The organism is Micromonospora sp. CNZ299, assembly GCF_002754415.1.
This window is the reverse complement of record NZ_PEFG01000001.1, coordinates 2,796,312-2,822,681: the sequence shown is the minus strand read 5'-3', so window position 1 is coordinate 2,822,681 and position 26,370 is coordinate 2,796,312. Positions and strand designations below refer to the sequence as shown.

23 protein-coding genes are annotated in these 26,370 nt (G+C 70.0%); 5 read left to right on the top strand and 18 right to left on the bottom strand.

Annotated elements, in window-relative coordinates:
* Positions 1-144: 144 nt before the first annotated feature.
* Positions 145-984: a DUF4081 domain-containing GNAT family N-acetyltransferase gene (locus tag CLT68_RS13460; RefSeq protein WP_099851243.1), complete on the bottom strand. Its 840-nt coding sequence runs from the start codon at positions 982-984 to the stop codon at positions 145-147.
* On the bottom strand, positions 914-2,254 hold the full coding sequence (locus CLT68_RS13455) for an MFS transporter (RefSeq protein WP_099851241.1): 1,341 nt from the start codon (positions 2,252-2,254) through the stop codon (positions 914-916). The genes CLT68_RS13460 and CLT68_RS13455 overlap by 71 nt, the downstream gene beginning before the upstream one ends.
* A gap of 111 nt (positions 2,255-2,365) precedes the next feature.
* Here CLT68_RS13455 and CLT68_RS13450 point away from each other — a divergent pair, with 111 nt between their 5' ends.
* On the top strand, positions 2,366-2,956 hold the full coding sequence (locus CLT68_RS13450; protein ID WP_099851240.1) for a PadR family transcriptional regulator: 591 nt from the start codon (positions 2,366-2,368) through the stop codon (positions 2,954-2,956).
* A gap of 162 nt (positions 2,957-3,118) precedes the next feature.
* On the opposite strand, the gene ispG is transcribed toward CLT68_RS13450, so the two are convergent.
* The 6 genes from ispG to CLT68_RS33770 form a co-directional block, all read right to left on the bottom strand.
* The gene (ispG, locus tag CLT68_RS13445; protein WP_088946672.1) at positions 3,119-4,291 is read right to left on the bottom strand and encodes a flavodoxin-dependent (E)-4-hydroxy-3-methylbut-2-enyl-diphosphate synthase; all 1,173 of its coding nucleotides are present in this window, start codon (positions 4,289-4,291) and stop codon (positions 3,119-3,121) included.
* A 9-nt stretch (positions 4,292-4,300) separates the two neighbouring features.
* A complete protein-coding gene (locus CLT68_RS13440) occupies positions 4,301-5,551 on the bottom strand; it encodes a site-2 protease family protein (protein ID WP_099851238.1) in 1,251 nt (416 codons plus the stop codon).
* On the bottom strand, positions 5,551-6,762 hold the full coding sequence (gene dxr, locus CLT68_RS13435) for a 1-deoxy-D-xylulose-5-phosphate reductoisomerase (protein WP_099851237.1): 1,212 nt from the start codon (positions 6,760-6,762) through the stop codon (positions 5,551-5,553). Before dxr ends, CLT68_RS13440 begins: the two co-directional genes overlap by 1 nt.
* 43 nt (positions 6,763-6,805) lie before the next feature.
* Positions 6,806-7,450 (bottom strand): Uma2 family endonuclease, encoded by a 645-nt coding sequence (locus CLT68_RS13430; RefSeq protein ID WP_099851235.1) that lies wholly within the window; start codon positions 7,448-7,450, stop codon positions 6,806-6,808.
* Positions 7,451-7,944: 494 nt separating this feature from the next.
* Positions 7,945-8,421: a hypothetical protein gene (locus tag CLT68_RS13425; RefSeq protein ID WP_199177043.1), complete on the bottom strand. Its 477-nt coding sequence runs from the start codon at positions 8,419-8,421 to the stop codon at positions 7,945-7,947.
* 38 nt (positions 8,422-8,459) lie between these two features.
* Positions 8,460-8,582 carry a DUF397 domain-containing protein gene (locus CLT68_RS33770; protein ID WP_486482430.1) on the bottom strand — a complete coding sequence of 41 codons (123 nt, stop codon included), beginning with the start codon at positions 8,580-8,582 and terminating at the stop codon, positions 8,460-8,462.
* Positions 8,583-8,994: 412 nt separating this feature from the next.
* Between CLT68_RS33770 and CLT68_RS13410 the strand changes: the two genes are divergently transcribed.
* On the top strand, positions 8,995-9,312 hold the full coding sequence (locus tag CLT68_RS13410) for a hypothetical protein (protein WP_099851232.1): 318 nt from the start codon (positions 8,995-8,997) through the stop codon (positions 9,310-9,312).
* On the opposite strand, the gene CLT68_RS13405 is transcribed toward CLT68_RS13410, so the two are convergent.
* Positions 9,302-12,994: a CARDB domain-containing protein gene (locus CLT68_RS13405; RefSeq protein ID WP_099851231.1), complete on the bottom strand. Its 3,693-nt coding sequence runs from the start codon at positions 12,992-12,994 to the stop codon at positions 9,302-9,304. The genes CLT68_RS13410 and CLT68_RS13405 overlap by 11 nt on opposite strands.
* Positions 12,995-13,372: 378 nt before the next feature.
* Positions 13,373-13,924 (bottom strand): GNAT family N-acetyltransferase, encoded by a 552-nt coding sequence (locus CLT68_RS13400; protein ID WP_099851229.1) that lies wholly within the window; start codon positions 13,922-13,924, stop codon positions 13,373-13,375.
* 51 nt (positions 13,925-13,975) lie between these two features.
* Here CLT68_RS13400 and CLT68_RS13395 point away from each other — a divergent pair, with 51 nt between their 5' ends.
* Both CLT68_RS13395 and CLT68_RS13390 read left to right on the top strand, forming a co-directional pair.
* On the top strand, positions 13,976-14,815 hold the full coding sequence (locus CLT68_RS13395) for a YhjD/YihY/BrkB family envelope integrity protein (RefSeq protein ID WP_099857116.1): 840 nt from the start codon (positions 13,976-13,978) through the stop codon (positions 14,813-14,815).
* Positions 14,816-14,826: 11 nt separating this feature from the next.
* Positions 14,827-16,422: a phytoene desaturase family protein gene (locus CLT68_RS13390; protein ID WP_099851228.1), complete on the top strand. Its 1,596-nt coding sequence runs from the start codon at positions 14,827-14,829 to the stop codon at positions 16,420-16,422.
* 91 nt (positions 16,423-16,513) lie between these two features.
* Here CLT68_RS13390 and CLT68_RS13385 read toward each other — a convergent pair whose 3' ends face one another.
* Positions 16,514-18,094 carry a Rieske 2Fe-2S domain-containing protein gene (locus tag CLT68_RS13385; RefSeq protein WP_099851226.1) on the bottom strand — a complete coding sequence of 527 codons (1,581 nt, stop codon included), beginning with the start codon at positions 18,092-18,094 and terminating at the stop codon, positions 16,514-16,516.
* 199 nt (positions 18,095-18,293) lie between these two features.
* Between CLT68_RS13385 and CLT68_RS13380 the strand changes: the two genes are divergently transcribed.
* Positions 18,294-18,515 (top strand): DUF2631 domain-containing protein, encoded by a 222-nt coding sequence (locus CLT68_RS13380; protein WP_088946662.1) that lies wholly within the window; start codon positions 18,294-18,296, stop codon positions 18,513-18,515.
* 85 nt (positions 18,516-18,600) lie between these two features.
* Here the strand turns inward: CLT68_RS13380 and CLT68_RS13375 are convergent, their stop codons facing one another.
* From CLT68_RS13375 to rpsB, 7 genes are all read right to left on the bottom strand, one after another.
* Entirely contained in the window at positions 18,601-19,767 is a 1,167-nt protein-coding gene (locus CLT68_RS13375) for a DivIVA domain-containing protein (RefSeq protein WP_099851225.1), read from the bottom strand.
* A gap of 31 nt (positions 19,768-19,798) precedes the next feature.
* The gene (rlmN, locus tag CLT68_RS13370; RefSeq protein WP_099851223.1) at positions 19,799-20,956 is read right to left on the bottom strand and encodes a dual-specificity RNA methyltransferase RlmN; all 1,158 of its coding nucleotides are present in this window, start codon (positions 20,954-20,956) and stop codon (positions 19,799-19,801) included.
* A gap of 103 nt (positions 20,957-21,059) precedes the next feature.
* A complete protein-coding gene (locus CLT68_RS13365; RefSeq protein ID WP_099851222.1) occupies positions 21,060-22,337 on the bottom strand; it encodes a phosphatidate cytidylyltransferase in 1,278 nt (425 codons plus the stop codon).
* A 392-nt stretch (positions 22,338-22,729) separates the two neighbouring features.
* Positions 22,730-23,287, bottom strand: coding sequence for a ribosome recycling factor (gene frr / locus CLT68_RS13360; protein ID WP_088946658.1), 558 nt, complete (start codon positions 23,285-23,287; stop codon positions 22,730-22,732).
* 83 nt (positions 23,288-23,370) lie between these two features.
* Positions 23,371-24,138, bottom strand: coding sequence for a UMP kinase (gene pyrH / locus CLT68_RS13355; protein WP_088946657.1), 768 nt, complete (start codon positions 24,136-24,138; stop codon positions 23,371-23,373).
* Between the two features lie 161 nt (positions 24,139-24,299).
* Positions 24,300-25,127, bottom strand: coding sequence for a translation elongation factor Ts (gene tsf / locus CLT68_RS13350; protein WP_088946656.1), 828 nt, complete (start codon positions 25,125-25,127; stop codon positions 24,300-24,302).
* Between the two features lie 133 nt (positions 25,128-25,260).
* The gene (rpsB, locus tag CLT68_RS13345; RefSeq protein WP_088946655.1) at positions 25,261-26,175 is read right to left on the bottom strand and encodes a 30S ribosomal protein S2; all 915 of its coding nucleotides are present in this window, start codon (positions 26,173-26,175) and stop codon (positions 25,261-25,263) included.
* Positions 26,176-26,370 lie beyond the last annotated feature (195 nt).

Here is a 26,370-nt window from a genome sequence, read left to right as displayed (position 1 = left end):
GCGGGCGGTGTGGCACCCCGGCACGCGGCGCCCGGTGGCCGGTGCGGCACCCGCGTTTGACACGCGGCACCGGGTGACCGGTGGCCGGCACGCGGCACGCGGCGCCTTGGACGCGGCGCCCTGGACGCGGCGCCCCGCCAGGGGTCAGAAGAGGACCGTGGCTAGGGTGCCGACCGGCTGGAAGCCGCAGCGTTCGTAGACCCGGCGGGCCGGGAGGTTGAAGTCGTTGACGTAGAGGCTGACAGTGGGGGCGACCCGCAGCAACGCGTCGCGGACCACGGCCGCCATGGCGGCTGTGGCGATCCCTCGGCCGCGCCACTCGGGTGCGACCCAGACGCCCTGGACCTGCGCCGTCCGCTTGGTCACCACGGCCAGCTCGGCCTTGAACACGACCTTGCCGTCGACGAAGCGGGCGTACGCCCGACCGGCGCGGACCAGGTCGTTGACCCGTCGGCGGTAGCTGCGCCCGGCGTCCTCGGCCAGTGGGGATACGCCGACCTCCTCGGTGTACATGGCAACTGCCGCAGGGAAGAGCCGGTCGACCTCGCCGGAGCGGACCTGACGTACCTCCGGGTCGGCCGGTACGGGTGGCAGGGAGTCGGCGGCCAGCAGCGGCTGGTTGGGGCGGACGTCTCGCGCTGGCCCCCAGGTGTCGGAGAGCCGGTCCCACAGCCCGAGCACTGCGTCGGCCCGACCGACGATGGACGAGCACAACCGCTCCTCGCCCGCGAGCAGGTCGGCGAAGGCGGCCACTGCGGCGTCGCTCGCCAGCACCGGCGTCAGGTTGCCGCCGAGCCAGCACAGCGATTCGAGGTTGCGCCGTGCCCCGTACCCCAGGATTCTGCCCTCGGCCCGCCACCACGAGAGGCCGCGCGCGGCGATCCGTTCGGCGACCTGCGCGCCCGCGAACGGGTCATGGTCGAGTAGTCGCTCGACCGCGCGGCGCTCCGATTCCCCCAGTTGGCGTACCGGCACCGTCAGCACGACTACCAGCCTGCCAGATCGACCCCCCGGTCCGCCGGTCGAGTGACAAGGCTGGCACCTGCTCTGTCGGCTCACTGAGCGGCCGGGTTCGCCCAGCCCACCGGACGACCGGTGGCACCAGTGCCCCGAGCAGGAGGAACAGGCCACCGAGCACGAACCAGCCCGGTACGCCCCAGCCGAGCGCGAGGGTGGTCACCACCACCGGTGCGAGCATCTTGCCCAGTTCGTAGCCCATGCCGTACGCCCCCTGGTACTGGCCCTGGGCGTCCGCTGGCGCGAGGCCGAAGGAGATCCCCCAGCCGGCGGCGGAGTGCCACAGCTCCCCGGTCACGTGGGCGACCGAACCGCAGGCAAGCAGGCCGACGGCACCGGCCGTGGGCAGTGCGCCGCTGGCGGCGAAGAGTACGCAGGCCAAAGCGATGGCCACCCCCGCTCGACGGGCGGCACGGGCGGCTCCGGGCAGGGTGGCGGCGGTGCCCGCGGCGCGGACCTGGAGGAGCACCACCAGCACGGTGTTGACCAGCGTCAACGCGGAGATCATCCAGACGGGCGCCCGGGTGTGCCCGGCGATCCACAGCGGCAGGGCGATGGTGAGCAGGCTGAAGTGCATGGACATCAGCCCGTCGACCAGGGTGAAGGCAAGGAACGGGCGGTCCCGCAGGGCGACCAGTCGAGGGCCGTGCGCGGGGGCGGCGACCGGGGCGATGCTGGGCAGTCGGATGAAGACCACCGCCGCGGCCAGCGACGCCGCCGCCGCGGCAAGGATCAGCGCGACGTACCCGGTGCGGGTGTCGGCGGCGATGGCGAAGCCGCCGAGGACCGCGCCGACGGAGATCCCGACGTTGGTGGTGGCCCGGAGGTAGGCGCGGGTGCGTACCCGCTGGTCGGCCGGGATCGCTCCGGCGATCAGCGCGCCCCGCGCACCGCGCTCCACCGCGTCGGCGAGCGCCGTGGCGGCTCCCACCAGCACGAACGTGGGAAACGACCGGACGGCGATGAGGCCGACGGTGAGGGTGCCGGCGGCGAACAACGCGCCGACCTGTACGCCGCGCGGGCCGACGCGGTCGGCCAGGTAGCCACTGGGTGTGCTGGCCAGCACGCCGACGAGCGCCGAGATGGTCAGGCCGATGCCCACCTGGGTCGCCGACAGGCCGACCGACCGGGTCAGGAAGAGCGCGCTGGCGACGAGCCACAGGCCACGCCCGACGGTCTTGACCAGGGTGCCGACGGTGAGGACCCGGGCCGGGCCCGGTGGGGGAAGCAGGCGCATGACCGACACCCTAACAAGACGTACGTACGGTTTGTAAAGAGCTACTTGTCGGCGATGCATTGCCGATATATCGTTGATGCATCAGCGACAGTACGAAGAGAGGGAGAACCCATGAGGTTCCATCGACAGCACCACCCGATGCACGAGGCCCGGATGCGTGGGTTCGGCTTCCCGCCGGTTCCGCCCGGCCCACACGGACATGGCGAGCACGGACACGGCGGCCCCTGGGGCGGTCGGGGCCGTGGACGGGGTCGGGGCCGACGCCCCAACGTCCGGGCGGCCGTGCTGGCCCTGCTCACCGAGCGGCCGATGCACGGTTACGAGATGATCCAGGAGATTGACTCCCGCACCGGCGGCGCGTGGCGGCCGAGCCCGGGCTCGATCTACCCCACCCTCCAACTGTTGGAGGACGAGGGCGTGATCGTCGCCAGCACGGAGGAGTCCGGCGGCGGACGGAAGCGGTTCACGGTCACCGAGGCCGGTCAGGCCGAGGCCACCGAGGCGGCGCAGACCCCGGCGTGGGCGGACGTCGCCCAGGGCACGGTGAGCAGCTGGCACGACATCCGCGACTCTGGCGCGCAGGCGATGAACGCGCTACGACAGGTCATGATGAACGGCACCGACGACCAGCGTGAGCGGGCCGCCCAGGTGCTCGACGAGACGCGGCGCAAGCTGTACGCGATCCTCGCCGAATCCGAGTGACACCAGCCCGCACCACCGCGAGGCAAAACCGCAGTGACGCGAAACCGCAGTGACGCGAGCCGCACCCACCGCACACCAACCACGCCCCGCACCGACGGGGCCGGGATGCAAGCAAAAGCGGCCGTTCCCCCGAGGGAACGGCCGCTTTTTCCAACTGGAAAATCAGTGCACGGTGACCGTCGGGCCGGTGATCAGCCCGCGCAGCTCCTCGGGCAGCTCGGCGCCCATCTCGTCGGCGATCCGCAGCGCCTCCTCGATCAGCGTCTCCACGATCTGCGCCTCGGGCACCGTCTTGACGACCTTGCCCTTGACGAAGATCTGGCCCTTGCCGTTGCCGGAGGCGACGCCCAGGTCGGCCTCGCGGGCCTCGCCGGGACCGTTGACGACGCAGCCCATCACGGCGACCCGCAGCGGCACCGGCAGCCCTTCCAGACCGGCGGTGACCTCCTCGGCGAGCTTGTAGACGTCGACCTGGGCACGCCCGCAGGACGGGCAGGAGACGATCTCCAGGCCCCGCTCGCGCAGGCCCAGCGACTCCAGGATCTGGTTGCCGACCTTGATCTCCTCCACCGGCGGGGCGGACAGCGACACCCGGATGGTGTCGCCGATCCCCTCGGCGAGCAGGGCGCCGAAGGCGACCGCCGACTTGATGGTGCCCTGGAAGGACGGGCCGGCCTCGGTGACACCGAGGTGCAGCGGGTAGTCGCACTGCTCGGCGAGCTGCCGGTACGCGCGGATCATCACGACCGGGTCGTTGTGCTTGACCGAGATCTTGATGTCGCGGAAGCCGTGCTCCTCGAACAGCGAGCACTCCCACAGCGCCGACTCGACGAGCGCCTCGGCGGTGGCCTTGCCGTACTTGGACAGCAGTCGCTTGTCCAGCGAGCCGGCGTTCACGCCGATGCGGATCGGCACCCCCGCCGCCCCCGCGGCGCGGGCGATCTCCTTGACCTTGTCGTCGAACTGGCGGATGTTGCCGGGGTTGACCCGGACCGCCGCGCAGCCGGCGTCGATCGCCGCGAAGACGTACTTGGGCTGGAAGTGGATGTCGGCGATCACCGGGATCTGCGACTTCTTGGCGATCGCGGGCAGCGCCTCGACGTCGTCCTGGGACGGCACGGCCACCCGGACGATCTGGCAGCCGGACGCGGTCAGCTCGGCGATCTGCTGGAGGGTGGCGTTGATGTCGGAGGTGAGGGTCGTGGTCATCGACTGCACCGACACCGGCGCACCGCCGCCGACCGGCACCGAACCGACCATGATCTGGCGGCTGGCCCGACGGGGAGCGAGCGGCGGGGGCGGCACGGCTGGCATACCGAGACTGATAGCGGTCACTTCAGGCACTCACCTTGAGAAGAGCGTGATGGGGTTGACCACGTCCGCGGCGATGGTCAGCAGCGTGAACGCGCCACCGATCAGGATCACCACGTACGTGAAGGGCATCAGTTTGAGGTAGTCCACCCGGCCGGGGTCGGCCCGCCCGATCCGCGCGTAGACCCAGGAGCGGGCCCGTTCGAACCAGGCGATGGCGATGTGGCCGCCGTCCACCGGGAGCAGCGGCAGCAGGTTGAACACGCCGATGAAGAAGTTCAGCGACACGAAGAGCATGAAGAAGACCAGCCAGGCGTTGTTCTCCACCGCCTCGCCGCCGAGTCGGCTGGCGCCGACCACACTGATCGGGGTGTCGACGTCCCGCTCGCCGCCGGTGAGGGCGGTCCACAGAGCGGGGACCTTCTGCGGGAGGCGCTGGAGCGCCTTCACGGTGCCGACGGCCAGCTCACCGGTGAAGTCGGCGGTGGCACCGAAGGCGCCGACCGGCCCGTACGTCACGCGGGTGGGCGTGCTGGGGACGAGCCCGACGCCGAGCGCGGCCACCGGCGCGGCGGCACCGGTCGGGTTGTCCAGCGGCGGACGCTGGGTCTGCGCGAGCACCGTGCTGGTGGTGCCCGGCTGCCCGTCGCGGACGTACGCGATCTGCGCGGTGTCGCCCGGCTTGAGCCCGCGCAGCGTGGTGAGCAGGTCGCCGTAGGAGTTGACCGGCGTGCCGTTGACCGAGGTGATCCGGTCACCGTTGCGCAGTTGCGCCTGCGCGGCGGGGCTGGCCGCGTCGGCGCTCGTGCACGCGCGGACCGCGTTCTCCGGGACCACGCAATCGCTGAGCTGGATGACCGCGGGCTCCTGGCGGGCCTGCGCGTCGGTGGTCGGGAAGTCCGGGTTGGGCAGGCCGGCGGAGACGGCGAGGATCCAGATCGTGATCAGGGCGAGCGCGAAGTGCGTGATCGACCCTGCGGCCATCACGATCGTCCGCTTCCAGACCGGGTAGCGCCACATCACCCGCGACTCGTCACCCGGCTCGACGTCGTCGTCCTGCGGGGTCATCCCGACGATCTTGCAGAAGCCGCCGAGCGGAATGCCCTTGACGCCGTACTCGGTTTCGCCGCGCTTGAACGACCAGATGGTGGGGCCGAAACCGACGAAGAACTTCGTGACCTTCATCCCGAACGCCTTGGCGGTCAGCAGGTGACCCGCCTCGTGCAGGCTCACCGAGATGAGAATGGCCAGGGCGAAGAGGACCACCCCGAGCAGGTACGACATCAAGCTCCTTCCACCGAACCCGCGATGATCTCCTGCGCGTGCGCGCGTGCCCACGACTCGGCAGCGAGCACGTCCTCGACGGTACCTGGTTCGTCGAAGTCCGGAGCGTCCTCCAACACGCGTTCGAGGGTGTCGACGATGCCGAGGAACGGCAGCCGGCCCGCCACGAACGCCGCGACGCACTCCTCGTTCGCCGCGTTGTAGATCGCCGGCCGGGAACGCCCGGCCTCCCCCGCCGCCTTGGCCAGCGCGACGGCCGGGAACGCCTCGTCGTCCAGCGGCGCGAACTCCCAGGTGTGCGCGGCCGTCCAGTCCACCGCCCTGGACGCCTCCGGCACCCGGTCCGGCCAGCCGATGCCCAGCGCGATGGGCAGCCGCATGTCCGGTGGGCTGGCCTGGGCGATCGTCGACCCGTCGACGAACTCGACCATCGAGTGGATCACCGATTGCGGGTGCACCATCACGGTGATGTCGGCATAGGGCACGTCGAACAGCTCGTGCGCCTCGATCACCTCAAGGGCCTTGTTCACCATGGTGGCCGAGTTGATCGTGACGACGGGCCCCATGTTCCAGGTCGGGTGTGCGAGCGCCTGCTCGGGTGTGACCTGCGTCAACTCGTCGCGCCGCCGACCCCGGAACGGGCCGCCGCTGGCCGTGACGATCAACCGGCGCACCTCACCGCGCGTGCCGGACCGCAGGCACTGGGCCAGCGCCGAATGCTCCGAGTCGACCGGGACGATCTGCCCCGGCCGCGTCACCGCGGCCCTGACCAGCGGGCCGCCGGCCACGAGCGACTCCTTGTTGGCCAACGCGAGGGTACGACCACCACGCAGCGCGGCCAGCGTAGGAGCGAGGCCCAGCGAGCCGACCACCCCGTTGAGCACGATGTCGCACGGCCACTGGGCCAGCTCGGTCATGGCGTCGGGACCGGCCACGATCTTGGGAAGCTTGAAATCGCCGGTGGCCCAGCCGCGCCGGCTCGCCTCGGCGTAGAAAGCGAGTTGCAGGTCCTGCGCGGCGGACGCCTTGGCCACCCCGACCGCCTCGACGCCCAGTTCGAGGGCCTGCGCGGCGAGCAGCTCGACGTTGCCGCCACCCGCACCCACGGCGACCACCCGGAACCGGTCGGGGTTACGCCGAACGATGTCGATGGCCTGCGTGCCGATCGAGCCGGTGGACCCGAGCAGGACAAGGTCGCGGGGGGAAGTCACGAGGCCATTCTTCCCCACCCCCGCTGCATGCCCGCTGGGAGCCTCAACCCTCCCCGTCCGCCGCTTCCGGCAGCGCCTCCTCGCCGAGCAGGTCGGCCGGATCGATGGAGAACTCGAACGGCTCCCGCATGACGAAGCGCGTCCCGGCCGCAGCGGCAGCCACCGGACGGTACTCCCCCTCGGTCAGCTCGTACAACGCGATGGTGGGCACCCGATTGCGCAGGTCAACCCGGAGAAAGAAGGGCACACGGGCGGCGGCGTACTCACGCGGGCGGTCGATGATGTCCTTGCGTCGGTTTCCGGGGGAGACGATCTCCCCGAGAAGCACGGCGTGCCCGATGTCCATCGTCGTGCGACCGCCGCCGGGCGCATCGAGAATGACGATGTCCGGAATGAAGAGATCCTCGCCCGAGACGATGTTCGTCTCAAGATAGAGCCACAGCTTCGCGCGACGGGCCGCCTGCTTGAGGAGATAGGCGAGATCCAGCTCCGCGTCCTGATGGTCGTACCCGGCATGTGGTGTCACGATCACGCTTCCGCTCAGGACCTCAACCTTGGGGCCGTTGGTCTCCGGCAACAGGTCGAGGGCGAGCTGCGCGGTCCACGGCTCGTCGTGCCACCGCAGCACGTCGAACGACGGCTCGGTGTGCTGCGGCGCCGGCTCCGGCGCGAACGCTGCCTGGGCCATCCGGGCTCACCCCCTCAGCGGACCATCCTGCTCAGGTCAGCCTAGCCACCGCAGCCCCAGAAGCGCGTCATCGCACACCGGGTCCGTCGGCCATTCGGCCTCCGCCACGGGTCAGGCGCTGTTCGGGATCCCCCACGGATCGGCAGGTTCACCCCCGTGATGCGTTCTGACGACAAATGAGAGGCAGGCAACGAAGCCCTCTTCAGGATCGGTCGACAGCAACACTGTGCGAACTGCGAACCCTGCCTGCGTGCTCATCGACTCCCGAAAAGCTCAGGATTCTGCGCCGCTCGATCTCGCTCGCCGAACTGAGGGTCAGGGAAGAGTAGACGGACTTCAGCTTCACCCCGAGAACGCCGAAGAAGAGCACCCGCGTTACCGCACCCCGGCCAGCGCTGCCTCTGATCTCCAACTCAGAATGGCTGCCACTGTATCGCCACGGCCGGAACTTCCCATTCAACACAACAGGGAGGGTCTCGTGGCGTGCCTGTTCGCTAGTCACAGGGATTCGCCGCCTCTACGCCACCTCGATCGAACGGTACGCGCGACGTCGCCGCCGGTCGTGGTTCGCGTTGCCGCATGACGGCCAACCAGACCGCCGCGCCGATGCAGAGGACGGCCAGCAGGGCCAGCAGCACCAGGGCCGGGTTGACCCAGGCGGGCACCAGGTCGTGGGTGGCGTTGCATCGGTCGTGGAGGGGGAACCACCGCGACGCCTCACGCCAGTGCGCGGCGCGGTAGGCACTGTCGTAGCTGACGCCTGCCTGTCGGCAGGACTCCTCCGAGCTCATGGAGGAACCCGCGAACGCCCCGACGAACCAGGTGAGGGCGGTGGCGACGATCGAGAGCCCGGCAGTCGCGACGAACCAGCCCGGAGTCTTCCACCGGCCGGTGAGCAGAGGTCGGCCCCACAGCCAGAGCACGAACAGAGCGGGTACGGCGAGGCAGAGCCCTGTCGTGACGACACCCATCCTGGTTTGTCAGCCTCCCCCCGGCGAGCCGGCCTTGATCATTGCACGGGCCGGCTCACCGCCGTGAACGTGACGAAGGCCGCCCATGCTGAGGAGGTGAAGGTCAGCACGGGCCGGCGCCGGTCCTTGCTGTCGCGTACGCCTTCGCGAAGCTCACTCAGATATCTGCCGAGCTGCCTCCGTGGGACTGTGCTGCCGGAGTCGTCCACGTCATCTCTCCGACTGCCGCCGCGTAGGAGCGCTCGTCCGTTGGTCCGCATTCTGCCGAGAGATTGCGGTGGGCCAGCAGTGAAACGACCATCGTGGACATCCACACAACAGCTCGGGACGGGAGGACCACGGGCCCTATCGACGAATTACCGCTGCCGGCCCAAGACACCACGGAGGACGTCGTGTTGGCGCTGAGGGCGGTCACCGTTTATGCCCCGAGCGGCCCGACGGTGAGCGTTGCCGGAAGGACGAGGCAGTACACCCGTGCCGGCTGCACCGCTGGGGCCGTCGCGTCCTGGAGAGGCGCGGCCTGACCGACCAGCAGGGGCAGACGTGGATGGCGGGAGGAACGGTGGCACTGCGATGACCGCGCCGCGCTGGATCACTCATCTGCCGACCACGCTGACCAGCCTCGACGAGGTCACCGCCCTGGCCGTGGCGCTCAGCAACTCACTCGGTCACCTCGCGGTTGTCGACTTCGGCGAGACCACCCTCAGCGAGGAGGATGGGCAGTTTCTGCGTACCCGAGTGTTCTGTGACGGCCTGCTCGGCGATGCCGTTCGCTGCCGGCGGACCGACGCCCACGGCGGACCCTGTGCTGCGGTGCCCACCACGGAAGTCGGGGTGTCCGCACCATGCGGACACCCCGACGTCACTCAACGCGTGTCGATCAGGGGTTGATGACGAACTGCGAGCCCGGCTGGATGACGATGTTGCCGTCGGCCGAGTTCGTGATGGTCACGTTCGTCAGGTTGGCGTTGCCGCGCGCGCCGCTCATCGCGAGGATGCCGGCGCCGTTGTTGGACTTGTCGATCCGCACATTGGTGATGGCGACGTTCGGCATGTTGCCGCCGCCGTTCTTGAACTGGATGCCGTCGAACGTGGAGTCGATGATGTCGGTGTCGCGGATCGTGACGCCGACGATGTCCCTGGTGGCGGGGAACAGGGTGATGGCCCCGAACTCCTGGTCCTCGTTCCAGAACGCCCCACCGGTGCGGTAGAGCCCGTTGTTGGCGATCAGCGTCGTGCCGGAGAACGGCAGCGGGTCGTGGTCGGTCGCCAGCATGATGCCCGGGTAGTTCGCCGTGTCGTAGATGAGGTTGTTCTCGATCGAGTTGTCGTAGCCGCCGTAGATGGCGATGCCGTTGGCCCGCCAGGGCAACTGGATGGTGTTGTTGACGAAGTGGTTGTCGTGGGCGATGTCGACGTTGCGGTCCTTCACGTACGGGTTGGCCCAGACCGCGAGCGCGTCATCACCGGTGGTGCGGAACGACGAGTTGAACACCCGCGAGTTGCGCGTGCCGTTGCTGAAGTTGATGCCGTCGGCGTACGTGTTGCGGATCCGCATGCCGGTGAACTCCAGGCCGTCGGCCGGCCCCCACAGGTCGGGGATGTTGTCGTAGTCGCGGCCCACCCAGACACCCACGTTGGCGTGCTCGATCCACACGTTGCTGATCCGGGTGCCGGTGCCGAAGCGACCGTTCAGACCGACGCCGCCCTCGGCGTTGCCGTCACCGCCGCGGATCCGGCCGGAGCCGAAGATGGCGATGTCGGAGATCTGGGTGTTCTTGTCGATGTCGAAGCCGAAGTTGCCCTCGTGCGGGTGATTGATGCCGCCCACCACGTTCTGCGGCTCGGTCAGCGTGTAGAGCTGCGAGTGCCACATGCCGGCGCCCCGGATGGTGACGTTGCTGATGCCGACCTGGTTGTGCGTACCCCGGTTCAGCGGGTCGTCGGTCAGGATCTTCTGCTCCTGCCGCCACTGCCCGGCCGGGATCCACACGCAGCCGATGACGCCGTTCTGGTCGTCGGTCACCGCACGCTGGATGGCGGCGGTGTCGTCGAGCCCGTCGTTCGGGACCGCACCGTACGAGGTGATCGAGGTGCAGCCGGCCGGCTGACTCGCCGCCGGTGCCACCTGCTCCAGGTCGATCATGTCGATGACGTAGAACGAGGCGGTGTCACCCGAGTCGCGCTGCAACTTGAACCGGGTGCCGGCCGGGTACGACTGCGCCAGCAGTGCGTTCGACTCGTCGAAGAGCCGTCGGGCGTCGGCCTGCGGGGTGTTGGTCAGCGCCTCCGGCCCGTCGGTGTTGCCGTAGAGCCAGCTGTGCCGCGACGACAGCGTCAACTTCCGGGAGAAGACGTCGTTGACGTAGAGGCTGATGGTCGCCTCGATGCCGCCGCCACCGGGCGCGTCCGGGATGGAGTTGCGCACCACGATGGAGTTGGCCTGGTTGGCCGAGGTGAACTCGACGAACTGGCCGGTGCTGTTGAGCCGTACCGACCTGCGGCCGGAGGATTCGCTGGCGAAGTTGGTGTGGCCGAAGGTCCGCAGCGCGTCGGGCTCCAGCAGCGTGCCCTGGTAGCGAGCGGCCTCGGCCTCGTACGAGACGTACGGGACGGCTGCACCGCGCCCGACCACGATCGACTGGCTGAACCCGTTGTTGGTCTCGTTGGTCTCGGTCACCGCGTTGGTCGCGTCGGCGGTGGCCGTGATGGTGGCACCTCCGCTGGTGGCGGTCCAACTGCCGGTGACGGCCACGTTGACCGTCGCGCCGGCCGCGATCGAGGCGGTGCTGGTGTTGAGCGTGGTGCTGCCCACCACCAACCGGGTGACAGTGGTCGCGCCGGTCGCGGTGGTGCCACGGTTGCGGACCGCCACGGTGAAGGTGACGGACGCGCCGACCGCCGGGTTCGGCGGGTTCGAGACGATGCTGAGCACCTGCAGGTCCGGGCCGGGCGCCTGCGCGACCACCAGCGGCGACGCCGCCGTGAAGCTGTTGTTGCCGTTGTTCTGCTCGACGATCGTGTTCGTCGGGTCGACCACCGCCGAGACGGCGTAGCTGCCCATCGGCCGGGTGCCGGCGTTGAACGACACGGTGGTCGAGCCGCCCGCGGCGAGCGCGCCCACCGTGGCGCTGCCGGCGACGGCGCCGGCCAGGCTGAAGTTCACAGTGGTCGCCGCGGCGGCGGCGGAGCCGATGTTGCGCACCACGGCCGAGAGCGTGACCGGGGAGACCTCGCTGGGCGAGGTCGGCGACCAGGTCACCGAGCTGACGACCAGGTCCGGGTTGGGCGCCGGCGTGCCGCACACCTCGAACTCGGCCACCTGGCCGGACGGGGCGCCGGTGTTGCCGGTGAACCGCAACTGCACGTCCGCGGTGGTCGCGGTGACCGGGATGCTCACCACGTTGGTGCCCTGGACGAACTGGTAGGTCGCCGCCGACACCAGACTGGTGTACGAGGACGAGGCCTGGTCGCGACCGAGGACCTGGATGGTCTGGGTACGGGTGCCCCAGGCCGGATCCGGGTTGAGCTTGACGGTGACGCCGGAGATGGAGTGGTTGGCACCCAGCGCGACGGTCAGGTTCTGCGGGTAGCTCGCCGCGCCCTCCCAGTAGGTGGTGAGCTGCCCGTCGTTGGCCTTGTCCGGGGTGAAGCTGAAGGTGGAGCCGCTCGCCGTCATGCTCTTGCCCTGCGCCACGTTGGTGCAGGCGGGCGGGTTGCTGCCGGTCCGGGTGACGGTGTTGCTGTTGCCGGAGAGGTTGCCAGCGGCGTCGCGCGCCCGGACGTGGTAGGACACGGTGGCCGTCGTCGGCTGGGTGTCGTTGAAGGTGGTCACGTTCCCGATGGACTGGAGGAACGCGCCGTTGCGGTAGATGTCGTAGCCGGCGATGCCGCTGCCACCCGCGTTGTCGGTCGAGGCCACCCAGTTGAGGCTGATGGTGGTGCCCGTCTGGGTGTACGAGAGGTTGCCGGGGACGCTCGGCGCTGTGGTGTCCGGGGTGGTGCCGCCGCTGCCGTACACCTCCAGCTCGGAGAGCTGCCCGGCCGGCCAGGCGCTGTTGGCGGTGATGGTGATCCGCACGTAGCGGGTGGAGGTCTGACCGAAGTTGATGGTGACCGTGCTGCCGCTAGCCGGGTTGAACGTGTATGTCTGGGACCCGACCAGGTCGGTGAACGACGAACCGTTGACGCTGCCCTGCACGCTCAACGTCTGCGTCCGGGTGCCCCAACCGGAGGTCGGCAGCTTCAGTACGACCTGGTTGACGCTCTGCGATGAGCCGAGATCGACCTGGACCCACTCCGGGAAGGAGTTGTTGACGCTCTCCCAGTAGCTGCCCGCGTTGCCGTCGACGACCTTCGACGAGTCGTAGACGTCGGCGTGGCCGTTCTCCTGGGTGGGCCGGCCCTGCGCGAGGTTGGTGGCCGCCGCGGCGAAGCCAGCGCTCGGCGCGGCCGCCGTGTCGGCGGGGCGGGCGGCACTGGCGGGGTTCGCGAGGGCGGTGGCCCCTGCCGTGACGATCAGCGTGGTCGCGGCTGTCGCCGCCACCATCCTGAACAGATTCGTTCGTCTCATCACTGTCCTTGTCGTCGGGGGGGGCGGCTGCCGCGGCGGCTTGACCACGGGAGGTGGGGGTGCGGCGGTGGGACGACCATCAACGGGCCCCTCCAGGGGACCCGTTGAATCTTCCGAGCGCATGCGCTAAATCGTGCACGTCTTTGTCAAGATCTTGCGCTACTTTGACCAAAGGTTACTGACGTGCTACGGGAGCGTCAACACTTCGACCACCGTGACTATTTATGGGCATGCGCGTCCTGCGGGCCGTCGCACGCTTCGCTGTGGCGGGCGCCCGTCGGCACAACAGTGATGCCGGCGAGTCGTCAGAACGACTCACCGGCATCAGGGTTCGTAACGCGTTGGGCTCACCGCACGGGCACGGAGGTGCCCGGGTGTTCAGGCGGTCGCCGCCGCTCGGACTAAGGTCTCCAACTCCTCACCGCCGTACCACTCGGTGCGCCGGCCCACGTGCTCCATGCCGAGTCGCCGGCAGACCGCCATCGACGGCTCGTTGCCCGGCGACACGACCGCATAGATCTCCGAGGTGCCGGCGGCGAACTCCCGCGCCATGAGGGCACGTGCCGCCTCGGTGGCGTAGCCGTGACCCCTCGAGTCCGGATGCAGGTGCCAGCCCGTCTCGATGTCCTCGGTGAGCTGCGTCTCCGGGTTTCCCGGCAGCCGCTTGAGCAACACTGTGCCCGCCACCAGCCCGGTCTCGCGTACCTCCATCGCCCAGGTGCCGTACCGGCCTCCGTCGGCGGCGTGCCGGTCCTGCCAGATGCGCAGCCGATCGATGGCCTCGCTCGGGTCGGTCAGCGGCAGACCCGGTGCCGCACCCAGCCAGCGGGTGATCTCGGGGCGGGAGTAGATGTCGTAGATCCGGGCCAGATCAGCCGGATCGTCGGTCCAATCGCGCAGGATGAGGCGTTCGGTGGTGACAACAGTCATGACCCGCGATCTTAAGGAGTGGCGGTCCCGACGACAGGGAAAGGCATCATGATGGGCAGCGGATGGCAGCAGGCGAAGCGGATCACCCGGGCCGCGTTCCGCCCGCTACGTGGGCGGGACCTGTCACTGCACGCCGCCGCGATCACCTTCTACGGCGCGATCGCCGTGGTGCCGGTCGCCCTGTTGGCGATCTGGCTCACCTCCCTGGTCGCCGGAGCCGACCGGGTACGCCGGCTCACCTCGTACGCCGTGGAAGCCCTGCCCACCGCGATCGGCGCACCCCGCGCGGTGGACGCGTTGGTCAACGCCGGGGTGGAGTTGACCCCGCTGCTGGCTCTGGCCTCGCTGCTGCCCGCGTCCCTGTACGGCGAGGGGCTGCGCCGGGCGTTCGTCTCGGTGGCGGCACCCCGTTCCGACGAGCACCTGGTCGGCTGGCGGGGTCGGATCCTCCTGCTGCCGCTGCTCGCGCCAGCCCCCGCGCTGCTGCTGTCGATCCTGCTGGCACTCCCGCTCACCACCCGTCTCGTCCGTCAGGGTGGCTGGGTCGGCGCGCTGGGCGTGGTGCTGTCGTTCCTGGCGGTCTGGCTGGTGCTCACGCCGGTGCTGGTGTGGGTGTTTCGGGTCGTCGGGTCGGCCTCCCCGGACTGGCTCTCCACGCTCGGGATCGGTTCGTTCACCGCGGCGAACCTCTCCGGCTTCCTGCACGGCTTCGTGCTCTTCGCCTCGCTCCCCCTGGACCTGGGAGTGCCGTTCGGTGGCTTCGACGAGATCGGCGCCGGTGTGGCCGTGCTCCTGTGGCTCTACATGTTCCACGTGATCGTCCTGGCCGGTTACTCCGCCACCCTGACCCTCTCCCGCTGGCGCGCCCAGCGCACCGGCGCCACGGACTAGGCTGCGGCGGCATGAGCAGTGAGATTCCGGCCCGCGCCGACGTCGTGATCGTCGGTGCCGGGCACAACGGCCTGGTCTCCGCAGTCCTGCTGGCCCGCGCCGGTCTGGACGTCCTGGTGCTGGAGGCGGCCGACGTGATCGGCGGCGCGACCCGCACCGAGAACCCGTTCCCGAAGGTGCCAGGGCTGCGGCACTCCACCGGCTCGTACCTGCTCGGGTTGGTGCCCCCGGAGCTGCTCGCCACGCTCGACGTCCGGATCCCGGTGCTGCGCCGCGACCCGCACTACTTCCTGCCCACGCCGGGTGGCCTCGGCTCGCCGTACCTGCTCTTCGGAAGCGATACCGCAGCCACCCGGGCGCAGCTCGCGGAGTTCTTCTCTCCCGCCGACGTGGCCGCCGACGACGCCATGCAGGCCGAGCTGGCCGCGCTGCGCGAGGATCTCGCCCCGGTCTGGCTGGCCGAGCCACTGAGCGTCCAGGAGACCGCCGAGCGGCACGTGCGACCGGCGCTGCGGCAGGTCTTCGTCGACCTCGTGCAGGGCTCGGTGGCCGACTACCTGGCCCGGTTCGAGTTCCGCTCCGAGCTGCTGGTCAGCATGTACGCGGTCACCGACGGGCTGTCCGGCCTCAACGCCGGCCCGGACGACCCCGGCACGGGCCACAACTTCCTCGTGCACAACATGTGCCGGCTGCCCGGCTCCGGCGGCACCTGGATGATCGCCGAGGGCGGGATGGGCACCGTCTCACGGACGTTCGCCGAGGCCGCCCGCGCCGCCGGGGCGACAATCCTGACCGGTACGCCGGTGAGTGCGGTGACCCTCGACGGCGGCGCGGCCAGCGGAGTGGTGCTGGCCGACGGCCGACAGGTCGCCGCCAAGGTGGTGCTCGGCGCGTGTGACCCGTACCGGTTGATGGACCTGCTACCCGACGGCGCGCTCCCGGCGCCGCTCGGCGACCGGATGACGGCGGTCCGCCGCCCCGGCACCACCCTCAAGCTCAACCTGGCGCTCACCGGGCTGCCCCGGTTCTCCTGCCTGCCGGCCGACACGCCGAGCCCGTTCGGCTCGACCATCCACCTGCTGCCCGGCTCCGCGTCGCTGGTCGGCGGGGACGACACGTCGCCGATGACCGCGCTGCGCTCGATGTGGGCGGACGTGCAGTCCGGGCGACTGCCGGCGGAGCCGACCATCGAGTGGTACCTGCACACCACCGTCGACCCGTCGCTCTCCGACGCCGCCGGACACCACTCGTCGGCGCTCTTCGTCCAGTCGGTCCCCTACGAGCTGGCCGGCACCACCTGGGACGCGGCACTGCCCGGCTACGTCGACCGGCTCATCGGGATCGTCGAGCGGTACGCCCCCGGCACCGGTGACCTGATCGCCGACGCGGTGCCGCTCCCCCCGCCCGGCATCGAGAAGCACTTCGGCATCACCGGCGGGCACATCCACCACGTCGACAACACGGTCTCGTTCACCGACCGGATGCCCTACGCCACCGGCATCGACGGCGTGTACGCCGGCAGCGCCGGCTGCCACCCGGCCGGCAGCGTCATCGGCGCGGCAGGCCACAACGCCGCCCGCCGAATCCTCACGGACCTGTCGGTCTGACCCCGGCCTACCGCAGAAGTGCGTTGATCATGAAATTATTGCCTGCCGTGGCGGCGTGTCGGGGCAATAACTTCATGATCAACGAGGCGGGTCAGATCACCGCTTCGCCTGCGGGGGCCGGAGTTTCCGCGTCCACCCGGTGGGCTCTCACCTTGTGGCCGACGCTCGTGAGGCAACGGCCGCTGGGCAGGTCGAAGCGCCAACCGTGCAGCTGGCAGGTGAGCTGGTCACCGTCGACGATGCCGAACCGGGTCAGGTCCGCCTTCAGGTGCGGGCAGCGCCGCTGCACCACCCAGTCGCCCAGGGTGATGTCCTCGGCGTCGGTGCTGCGCTCGTGCTCGTCGTACCAGCCCTCGGCGTACTGGAGACGCTCCTCGGAGAGGCACTTGAAGAACGCGTAGACGAACTCGTTGTACTGGCCGATCCGGGCCGCCGAGAAGCGGCAGGACAGGAAGAGCGAGTTGACCCAGTCCACCTCGTCGATGAAGAGCAGGTGCTCGATCAGCGACCGCTCGGTGCGGAACCGGTAGCGGACCTTCTCGTCGGCGTACGGCCGGACCTCCTTGCCCGGGAAGTCCACCACGATCGATTCGACGCTCTCGCCGTCGTAGCCGACCAGGTCGAAGCGGACCGGGCCACCCACGCCCTTGGCGAGGTAGATCGACTCGTCCAGCAGCGGCTCGATGCGGCGCTTCATCTCGCCGAGGACGTCCACCTCGGGGTGCCGCCACGACGCCTTCTCGGCCTCGATGACCGGGCGCTTACGCTCCCGCATCTCCTCCAGGTGGGCGACCTTGTTCGCGAAGAACTCCTCCACCGGCACCGGGTGGGTGGTGCTCGCGCCCTCGGTGGTGACCTCGGCGACGCTGCCCGGCAGCAGCACGATGCCGTTGGTGCCGCCGACCTTGGCGTACTCCGCCAGGAAGACGGACTGGTCGGGGAAGATGTTGCCCTCGTCGCCGTGGATGTCGTTGAACTGCCACAGCTCGTCGTCGAGGAAGCACGGCGGGCCGGCGATCGGGAAGACGTGGTCGGCCTTCAGGTCGTCGATGTAGCGCCACGTCCGGTCGAACTGCCGATCACGCTTCTGCTTGCCGAACGCGGTCTTCGCCGCCTGCGGCAGCTCGTAGACCATCGGGTACCAGATCGCGCCGGAGAACTGGAGCAGATGCGCGTGCACGTGCCCCAGCTCGGCGAAGACGCTCAGGTCGGTGGGGCGGGCGTCGTTCTGGTTGAGCAGCCGCACCCCGTCGTACTCGACCCAGAGCGACGAGTCGCCGATCGGTCCGTCGGTCGGGCTGGTCAGCGCCTGGATCATGATCTTGAGGCCGCCGGGCAGCTCCACGACCTGCTCGTTGGGCGCCCTCAGGAACTTGGTGAAGCCCAGCGCCCGGAACTCGTCCTCCATCTCCGAGGTGGGGAACTCGGGGAGCAGGACCGTGGCGTCCTTGGAGATGAAGTCCCGCAGGTGCTTGGCGTCGAAGTGGTCCCGGTGCAGGTGGGACACGTACAGGTAGTCGACCTGGCCCAGAGTCTCCCAGTCGAGCAGGGAATTGTCCGGGAACGGGAACCACGAGGCGAAATAGGCCGGGTTGACCCACGGGTCGCACAGAATGCTGCCCGCGGCCGTGTCGATCCGCATGCTGGCGTGCCCGGTTCCGGTCACTCGCACCGCACAGTCCCCCTCAAACAGACAATCAGGTGTACGCCAAACGCTACCGGAGGGAGTCTGACCGCCGCCCCGCGACGCCGGTAGTGCCGTTCGGCCCCGGGTGGGCAGGGCCTGACGGCCGGGAAACCCCCACCCCGCCGCGCCGAGCAGGAGGCGTGCCAGACTAACCAAAGATCCGATCGCGAGGGAAGGACCGACAGTGGCAGGAAGCGAGCCGGTAACGTCGCCAGACCAGCACAAGCCCGGGCACCGCAAGGCCGGGCAGATCGGCGCCGTGCTGTCCGCACTGGCGCTGCTGGCGATGATCTGCGGCAACCACGAGGGCAGGGTCGAGGACCTCTGGCTGATCGGCCTGGCCGCGCTGCTGCTGATCATCGTGATCGGCGACATCGTGCTTCGGCGCAACGGTCTGCGCTCCTGACCCGACCGACCGCCGGACGACCGGCCGACGACGCCGAGGGCCCGCCCCCACCCGGGGGACGGGCCCTCGTCCGTACGCGTCGGGGTCAGCGCCCGAAGAGAATGTCCTGCACGTCCTTGAGCGCTGCGTCGACCTCAGCCTCGAAGTAGCCGCCGGGCACCAGCCCGAACCGGAGCGTGTCCAGGTCCTTCGGGTCGACCGGCATCGGGTTGCGGCGCTGCATGCCGCCGAGCAGGGTCTCAAAGAACCGGTCCACCTGGTCCGGGTCGTAACCGCTGCCGAACCGGCGCACCTGGAAGCTGCGGCGGATCTGGTCGACCCGGTACAGATCGCTGCCGGGCGGGCCGGCCATCGGCGGACCACCCATCGGCGGACCGCCCATCGGGGGGCCGGCCACGGCGGGCGGGCCGGCCATCGGCGGGCCACCGATGCCCTGCTGAGGCAGCTGCGGCGGACCGGCAGGGCCCCGGCGCATGTCGCGCAGGTCCCGCTCCGGCATCCGGATCTCGGCGGTCATGTCGGCCCGACCGTGTCGCCCGGCCTCGAAGCCGTCGAAGCGCGGCTCCTCCGGCGGATAGCCGCCGGGCGAGCGCTGGTCGTCCGGGCCGTACCCACCCGGTGAGCGCTGGTCGTCCTGGCCGTAACCGCCGGGCGAGCGCTGGTCGTCCTGGCCGTAACCCGAGGGGCCGGCGGGGAGGCCGCGCGGCGGAACGCCGTGGCCACCCATCGGACCGGGGCCCATCGGGCCGCCGGGGCCCATCGGGCCAGGACCGGCCGGGCCGCGCGGCGCGTCGTAACCGCCGCGGGGGGCGTCGTACCCACCGGCGAAGGCACCGGTCGGCTCGTCGTAGCGGCCGTAGCGGTCGGGCGGGCCGGCCTGCGCGGGCATCGGACGGGGCGGCATCGGCTGCGGAACCATGCCCCGCTCATCGCGCATCGGCGGCCCCATCCGGTCCGGTGGGCCCATCCGGTCACCCATTCGGGGGTCGCCACCGCGCCCGGCGCTGTTGCGCTCCTCCAGCTCGGCCAGCTGCCGCTCCACCCGGTCCAGGTGCAGGTCGACCTGCCACTCGTCGTAGCCGTTGAACCGGACCCGGAAGACGACGTCGTGGACCTCCTGGGAGGCCACCGGCGCGCCGACCTGTCGGCCGTCGAGTGTCGCCTCGACCCGGTCGAGGAAGGCATCCACCTCGTCGACCTTGTATCCCCGGCGGAGCGCCTTGCGCCGGAAACGCTGACCCTGACTCGCCACTATGTCTCCTGGTCTCGTTCGCCACGCCCGGTCACGCCGGTGCCTCTCCGGCGCGGTCGGTGAAGGTGTCGTTGTCCTCGGCGGCGGCGAGCTGACCACACGCGCCGTCGATCTCGCGACCTCGGGTGTCCCGTACGGTGGTGGACACCCCGGCATCGCGCAACCGCCGGACGAACTCCCGCTCAACCGGCTTCGGGCTCGCGTCCCAGCGGCTGCCCGGCGTCGGATTGAGTGGAATGAGGTTCACGTGGGTCAACTTGCCGGCCAGCAGCCGCCCGAGGAGGTCGGCTCGCCACGGCTGGTCGTTCACGTCCTTGATCATCGCGTACTCGATCGACACGCGACGGCCCGTCCGGGCGGCGTAGTCCCACGCTGCGTCCAGCACCTCGGCTACCTTCCAGCGCTGGTTCACCGGCACGAGTTCGTCGCGCAGATCATCATCGGGCGCGTGCAACGACAGCGCAAGGGTCACTGAGAGGTCTTCGCTGGCCAGTCGGCGGATGGCCGGAACCAGGCCGACCGTGGAAACGGTGATGTGCCGCTGGGACAGGCCGAGCCCCTCCGGAGCAGGGCTGACCAGGCGACGGATCGCACCGATCACCCGGTTGTAGTTGGCCAACGGCTCGCCCATGCCCATGAACACGACACGCGACAGCCGCGGCGGGGAGCCGACCACCGCGCCGGAGGCCGCCACGCCGGCCATGTACACGGCCTGGTCGACGATCTCGGCGGTGGACAGGTTGCGGGTCAGCCCGGCCTGGCCGGTCGCGCAGAACGGGCAGGCCATCCCGCAGCCCGCCTGGCTGGAGATGCAGACGGTCACCCGGTCCGGATAGCCCATCAGCACGCTCTCCACCAGAGCGCCGTCGTGCAGCCGCCAGAGCGCCTTACGGGTCGCGCCGTCGTCACACGCCAGCTCGCGCACCGGGGTGAGCAGGGTGGGCATGAGCTGCTCGGACAGCCGCTCCCGGGTCGCCGCGGGCAGATCGGTCATGGCCTGCGGGTCGCGGACCAGCCGCCCGAAGTAGTGATTCGAGACCTGCTTGGCGCGGAACGCGGGCTCACCCAACTCGGTGACCAGCGCCTGGCGGCCGGCCAGGTCCAGGTCGGCGAGGTGCTTCGGTGGCATGGAGGCTCGGCGCGCGGCGGTGGCGTCCGAGATGGCGGGGATCAACGGCAGGCTCGTCATGGCTGGTCTAGTGTGTCACGCCGTCGGCGGCAGGTGCCGGTGCGGAGGTGTCGAACGGGCGGCGACCGCCGCAGCCAGATGACCGGAACGCCGTGATCATGCCTCAGTTCACCACCGGCACGAAGACGGCCAGCAGCAGGTAGGCCGTCGGAACCGCGAACAGGATCGAGTCCAGCCGGTCCATCAGACCGCCATGGCCGGGCAGCAGGTTGCTCATGTCCTTCACGCCGAGATCCCTCTTGATCATCGACTCGGCCAGGTCGCCGAGGACCGCCGCGCAGGAGACGGCCACCCCGAACACCGCACCCCACCAGGGGGCCACCTCGAACATCAGCCACAACAGCAGCGCACTGCCCAGGGCCGCCGCCGTGACCGAGCCGGCGAAGCCCTCCCAGGACTTCTTCGGGCTGATCGACGGGGCCATCGGGTGTCGCCCGAAGGAGACGCCGGCCGCGTACCCACCGGTGTCGGAGAGGACCACCGCGATCAGCGTGGCCAGGATGCGCAGCGGGCCGTCGTCGGGGGCCGCCGCGAGCAACGCCGCGAACCCGGCGAGGAACGGCACGTAGACCGCGATCAGGGTGGCGGCGGTGAGATCCCGCTGGAAGCCGGCCGGCCCGTCACCCAGCCGCCAGATCATGGTGCCCAGCACGGTGACCAGCAGCCCCAGACTGAGCGCGTCCGGGCCGGCGAACCAGGCCAGGCCCACGGTCAGCACGCCACCGGCGATCAACGGCACCAACGGCGGGTGCGCGCCGCTGCGTCGGACCGCCCGGGCCATCTCCCACATGCCGACGGCGACGGCACCGGCGAGCACCAGTAGGAACGCCAACGGGTAGACCACCAGCGGCACCACGATCAACGCGCCGAGGCCGAGCCCCACGCCGATCGCCGCCGGGAGGTTACGGCCGGCACGCCCGGTGCCCAGCTGCTGGGTGGCCGGTCGATCGACACTGGCCCGGCGTCGGCCCTTCGTCCGCCGACCGGACGGCGGCTCCGGCTCGATCACCGGCTCCGGGTCCGGTGCGATCTCGGCCCCGATGGGCGCGAGCTGCGCGGTCGGGTAACCGGCGTCGTCGTCGTAGCGGACCGGTCCGTCGAACGGCGGGCCGTCGTAACGGCCGGGCTCGTCGTCCTCGCGAGGGTCGCGGTCGTCGAAACGGTCCCGGTCGTCCGGGCGGACGGTCCGGCCGCGCTCGTCGTACGGGTTCGGGTCCGCGTACGGCCGGGTGTGCGGGTCGGCGTACAGCTCAGGGCCGGCCGTGGGACGGCGGCTCCACTGGCCGGCCTCCAGGTCCTGCTCGGGCCACGGCAGTGCCACCGGGCGCTCGGCGCGGTCCCAGCCGCGAGGCTCGCTGCCGTAGGGGTCGGGGTGGGACATCACGCACCGCGACGAGGCGCGAGAACCACCACATGACGCAAGACCACAAGCATCCCCTACACGCGCGATGTTCCTCCGATTGACCGCCCCGACGGTCGGTCGACTCCCGGTGTTCACCGCCCGGTGGCCGGGAATCCTGCCGAGCCTACTGCACCCGCCGGATCGGCACGGCGGACGAGGCACGGCGATCGACATCGCCCCTGGCCGGCGGCCCGTCGCCGAGCGATACCCGCCCATCCGGTACGCAGACCGCAGTCATGATCCGACTCGTCTCCCGCACGATCCGGGAAGAGCCTCAGGACCGTCCGGCTTCCCCGCTCACGTACGACACGAGGCCCGGCCCCGGTGGGGGTCGGGCCTCGGCGCATCTCACCCGAGCGACGGGCGGACGGTCACACCTCGAGCAGTTCGGTTTCCTTGTGCTTGACCAGGTCGTCGATGCTGGCGACGTAGCGCTGGGTCAGGTCGTCGAGTTCCTTCTCGGCGCGGCGACCGTCGTCCTCGCCGGCCTCACCGTCCTTGACGATCCGGTCCAGCTCTTCCTTGCCACGGCGGCGGACGTTGCGGATCGCCACCTTGGCCTCCTCGCCCTTGTGCCGGGCCACCTTGATCATGTCGCGGCGGCGCTCCTCGGTCATCTGCGGGAGCAGGATGCGCAACTGGTTGCCCTCGTTGTTCGGGTTCACCCCGAGGTCCGAGTCGCGGATCGCCTTCTCCATCGCATTGATCTGCGAGTTGTCGTACGGCTTGATGATGGCCATCCGCGGCTCGGGCACCGCGATGGACGCCATCTGGGTCAGCGGCGTGGGCGTGCCGTAGTAGTCGATGATGACCTTGGAGAACATGGCGGCGTTGGCGCGACCGGTACGGATGGCGCCGAACTCCTCCTTGGCGTGCTCAACCGCACGCTCCATCTTTTCCTCGGCCTCGAGGAGGGTGTCGTCGATCACCGCTCTCCTCGCCTCCTTCTGTGCTCGTGGTGGGCTCTGCTGAAAGTCGTCAGGACCGCCGCTGCCATCGCCGTCGGCGGGACTCAGGCGGTGATCAGGGTGCCGATCTTGTCGCCACCCACAGCGCGGATGATGGTGTCGTCACCCTGCGCGCCGAAGACCAGCATCGGCAGGCCGTTCTCCATGCAGAGGCTGAACGCCGCCGCGTCGGCCACCCGCAGGTTGCGGCGCAGCGCCTCGGAGAAGGTGATCGAGTCGAGCTTGCTGGCGGTGGGGTCGATCCGCGGGTCGGCGGTGTAGACGCCGTCCACGCCGTTCTTGCTCATCAGCACCACGTCGGCCCGGATCTCCAGCGCCCGCTGGGCTGCCACCGTGTCGGTGGAGAAGTACGGCATCCCGGCGCCGGCGCCGAAGATGACCACACGGCCCTTCTCCAGGTGCCGGATCGCCCGCAGGGGGATGTACGGCTCGGCGACCTGAGCCATCGTGATGGCGCTCTGCACCCGCGTCTCGATGCCTTCCTTCTCCAGGAAGTCCTGCAACGCGAGGCAGTTCATCACGGTGCCGAGCATGCCCATGTAGTCGGCGCGGGCCCGGTCCATCCCGCGCTTCTGCAGCTCCGCGCCGCGGAAGAAGTTGCCGCCGCCGACCACCACGGAGACCTGCACGCCGCGACGGACCACGGTGGCGATCTGCCGGGCGATGGCCTGGACGACGTCCGGGTCGACGCCGATCGCGCCGCCGCCGAACACCTCACCGGAGAGCTTCAGCACCACCCGGCGGGCGCGTCCCGGCGGCGGTGCCGTCGGATCGTCCACCGCCAGCGTCCGGTCACTCACAACCTGCGTCATCCGCCCCGCCCTTCCCCACGCGCACGCCCCGTGCGGCGCGTACCGCGAACCTGCCGCTGCCGACCCTATGTGACAAGGAGGCCGCGGTGCCTGTCACGTACACCGGCGGCCTCCTCGTCGACGTCTTCTGCCCACGGGCGCCCACGGCGCCCGGTGACGGCTCAGGCCTGGCCGACCTCGAACCGCACGAAGCGGGTGACCTCGATGCCAGCCTCGGCCAGCAACTGCTTCACCGACTTCTTGTTGTCAGCGACGGACGACTGCTCGATCAGGACGTAGTCCTTGAAGAACGAGTTCACCCGACCTTCGATGATCTTCGGCAGGGCCGCCTCGGGCTTGTTCTCCTCGCGGGCGGTCTGCTCGGCGATGCGCCGCTCGGACTCGACGACCTCAGCCGGAACCTCGTCCCGGGTCAGGTACTTCGGCCGCATCGCGGCGATCTGCATGGCCACACCACGGGCGTCGGCGTCGCCCGCCTCGTCGGTCTTACCGGTGTACGACACCAGCACACCAACGGCCGGCGGCAGGTCCTGGGCCTTGCGGTGCAGGTAGACGGCGGTGGTGCCCTCGACCCGGGCGAACCGGTTGAGCACCAGCTTCTCGCCGATCTTGGCCGACTGCTCCTGGATCAGGTCCGCGACGACCTTGCCGTCGAGCTCGGTGGCGAGCAGCTCCTCGGCGGTGTTCACGCCGGCGCGCTCGCCGTGCTCGACCAGCTGCTGGGCCAGCGCGATGAACGACTCGGTCTTGGCGACGAAGTCGGTCTCGCAGTTGAGCTCGAGCAGCGCCTTGCCGGAGTGGGCGACCAGGCCGTTGGCGGCCGTACGACCGGCCCGCTTGCCGACGTCCTTGGCGCCCTTGACGCGCAGGATCTCGATGGCCTTGTCGAAGTCGCCCTCGGCCTCGGTCAGCGCCTTCTTGCTGTCCATCATGCCGGCGCCGGTGAGGTCGCGGAGCTTCTTGACGTCCGCGGCGGTGATTTGGGACATGGCTCTCTCTTCGGTGTTGAGACGGCGTGTGGATGGTCAGAGGTGACGGTTACCCGGATCCGGGCGGATCGTGCCCGGCGTACCGTCGCTGCCCGCCGTTCGCGAAAACGGACGGCGGGCAGCGACGGTGCGATCACTCCGCGGTGGCGGCCGCCGGCTGCTCGGTGGCGGCCTGCGCCGGCTGCTCCGGGGTGGCGGCGGGCTGCTCGGCGGCGGCAGCGGCGGGCTGCTCGGCCGGGGCGGCCGGGGCGGCCGACTCGTCGGCCTTCTTCGGCTCCAGCAGCTCGCGCTCCCACTCGGTCAGCGGCTCGTCGCTCGCGACACCCTCGGGCTTCTCGTCGTTGCCCCGGCGACGGCCGGAACGTGCGATCAGACCATCCGCGACGGCGGCGGCGACGACCTTGGTCAGCAGCTCCGCCGAGCGGATCGCGTCGTCGTTGCCCGGGATCGGGAAGTCGACCTCGTCCGGGTCACAGTTGGTGTCCAGCACCGCGATCACCGGGATGCCCAGCTTGCGGGCCTCGTCGACGGCGATGTGCTCCTTCTTGGTGTCGACGATCCAGACCGCGGCGGGAAGCTTCTGCATGTCCCGCAGACCACCGAGGGTGCGGGTCAGCTTGATCTTCTCGCGGGAGAGCTGCAGGGTCTCCTTCTTGGTGTAACCGGCGGCGGTGCCGCTGAGGTCACCCAGACCCTCCAGCTCCTTCATCCGCTGGAGCCGCTTGTACACCGTCTGGAAGTTGGTCAGCATGCCACCGAGCCAGCGGTGGTTGACGTACGGCTGGCCGACCCGGGTCGCCTGCTCGGCAATCGCCTCCTGGGCCTGCTTCTTGGTGCCGACGAACAGGATGCTGCCACCCTCGGCGACGGTCCCACGCACGAACTCGTACGCCTTCTCGATGTACTCGAGGGTCTGGCGCAGGTCGATGATGTAGATGCCGTTGCGCTCGGTCATGATGAAGCGCTTCATCTTCGGGTTCCAGCGCCGGGTCTGGTGCCCGAAGTGGACACCGCTCTCCAGCAGCTGGCGCATGGTCACGACGGCCATGGTTGGGGTACTCCTCAAGATCCCTGGTTGTCACGCCCGGCCGGTGGCCGGGCGTCCTGGCGCCTGGTCGCCGACCCATGGTGGACCCGATCAAGATCGGGACCAGGGAGGCCGTCGCTCCACGACGATTCGTGAAGAGGGCGCGCGAGGTCGACCGCACGAGGCGGTCGCCAGTTGGCCAGTGTACGCCCCTCG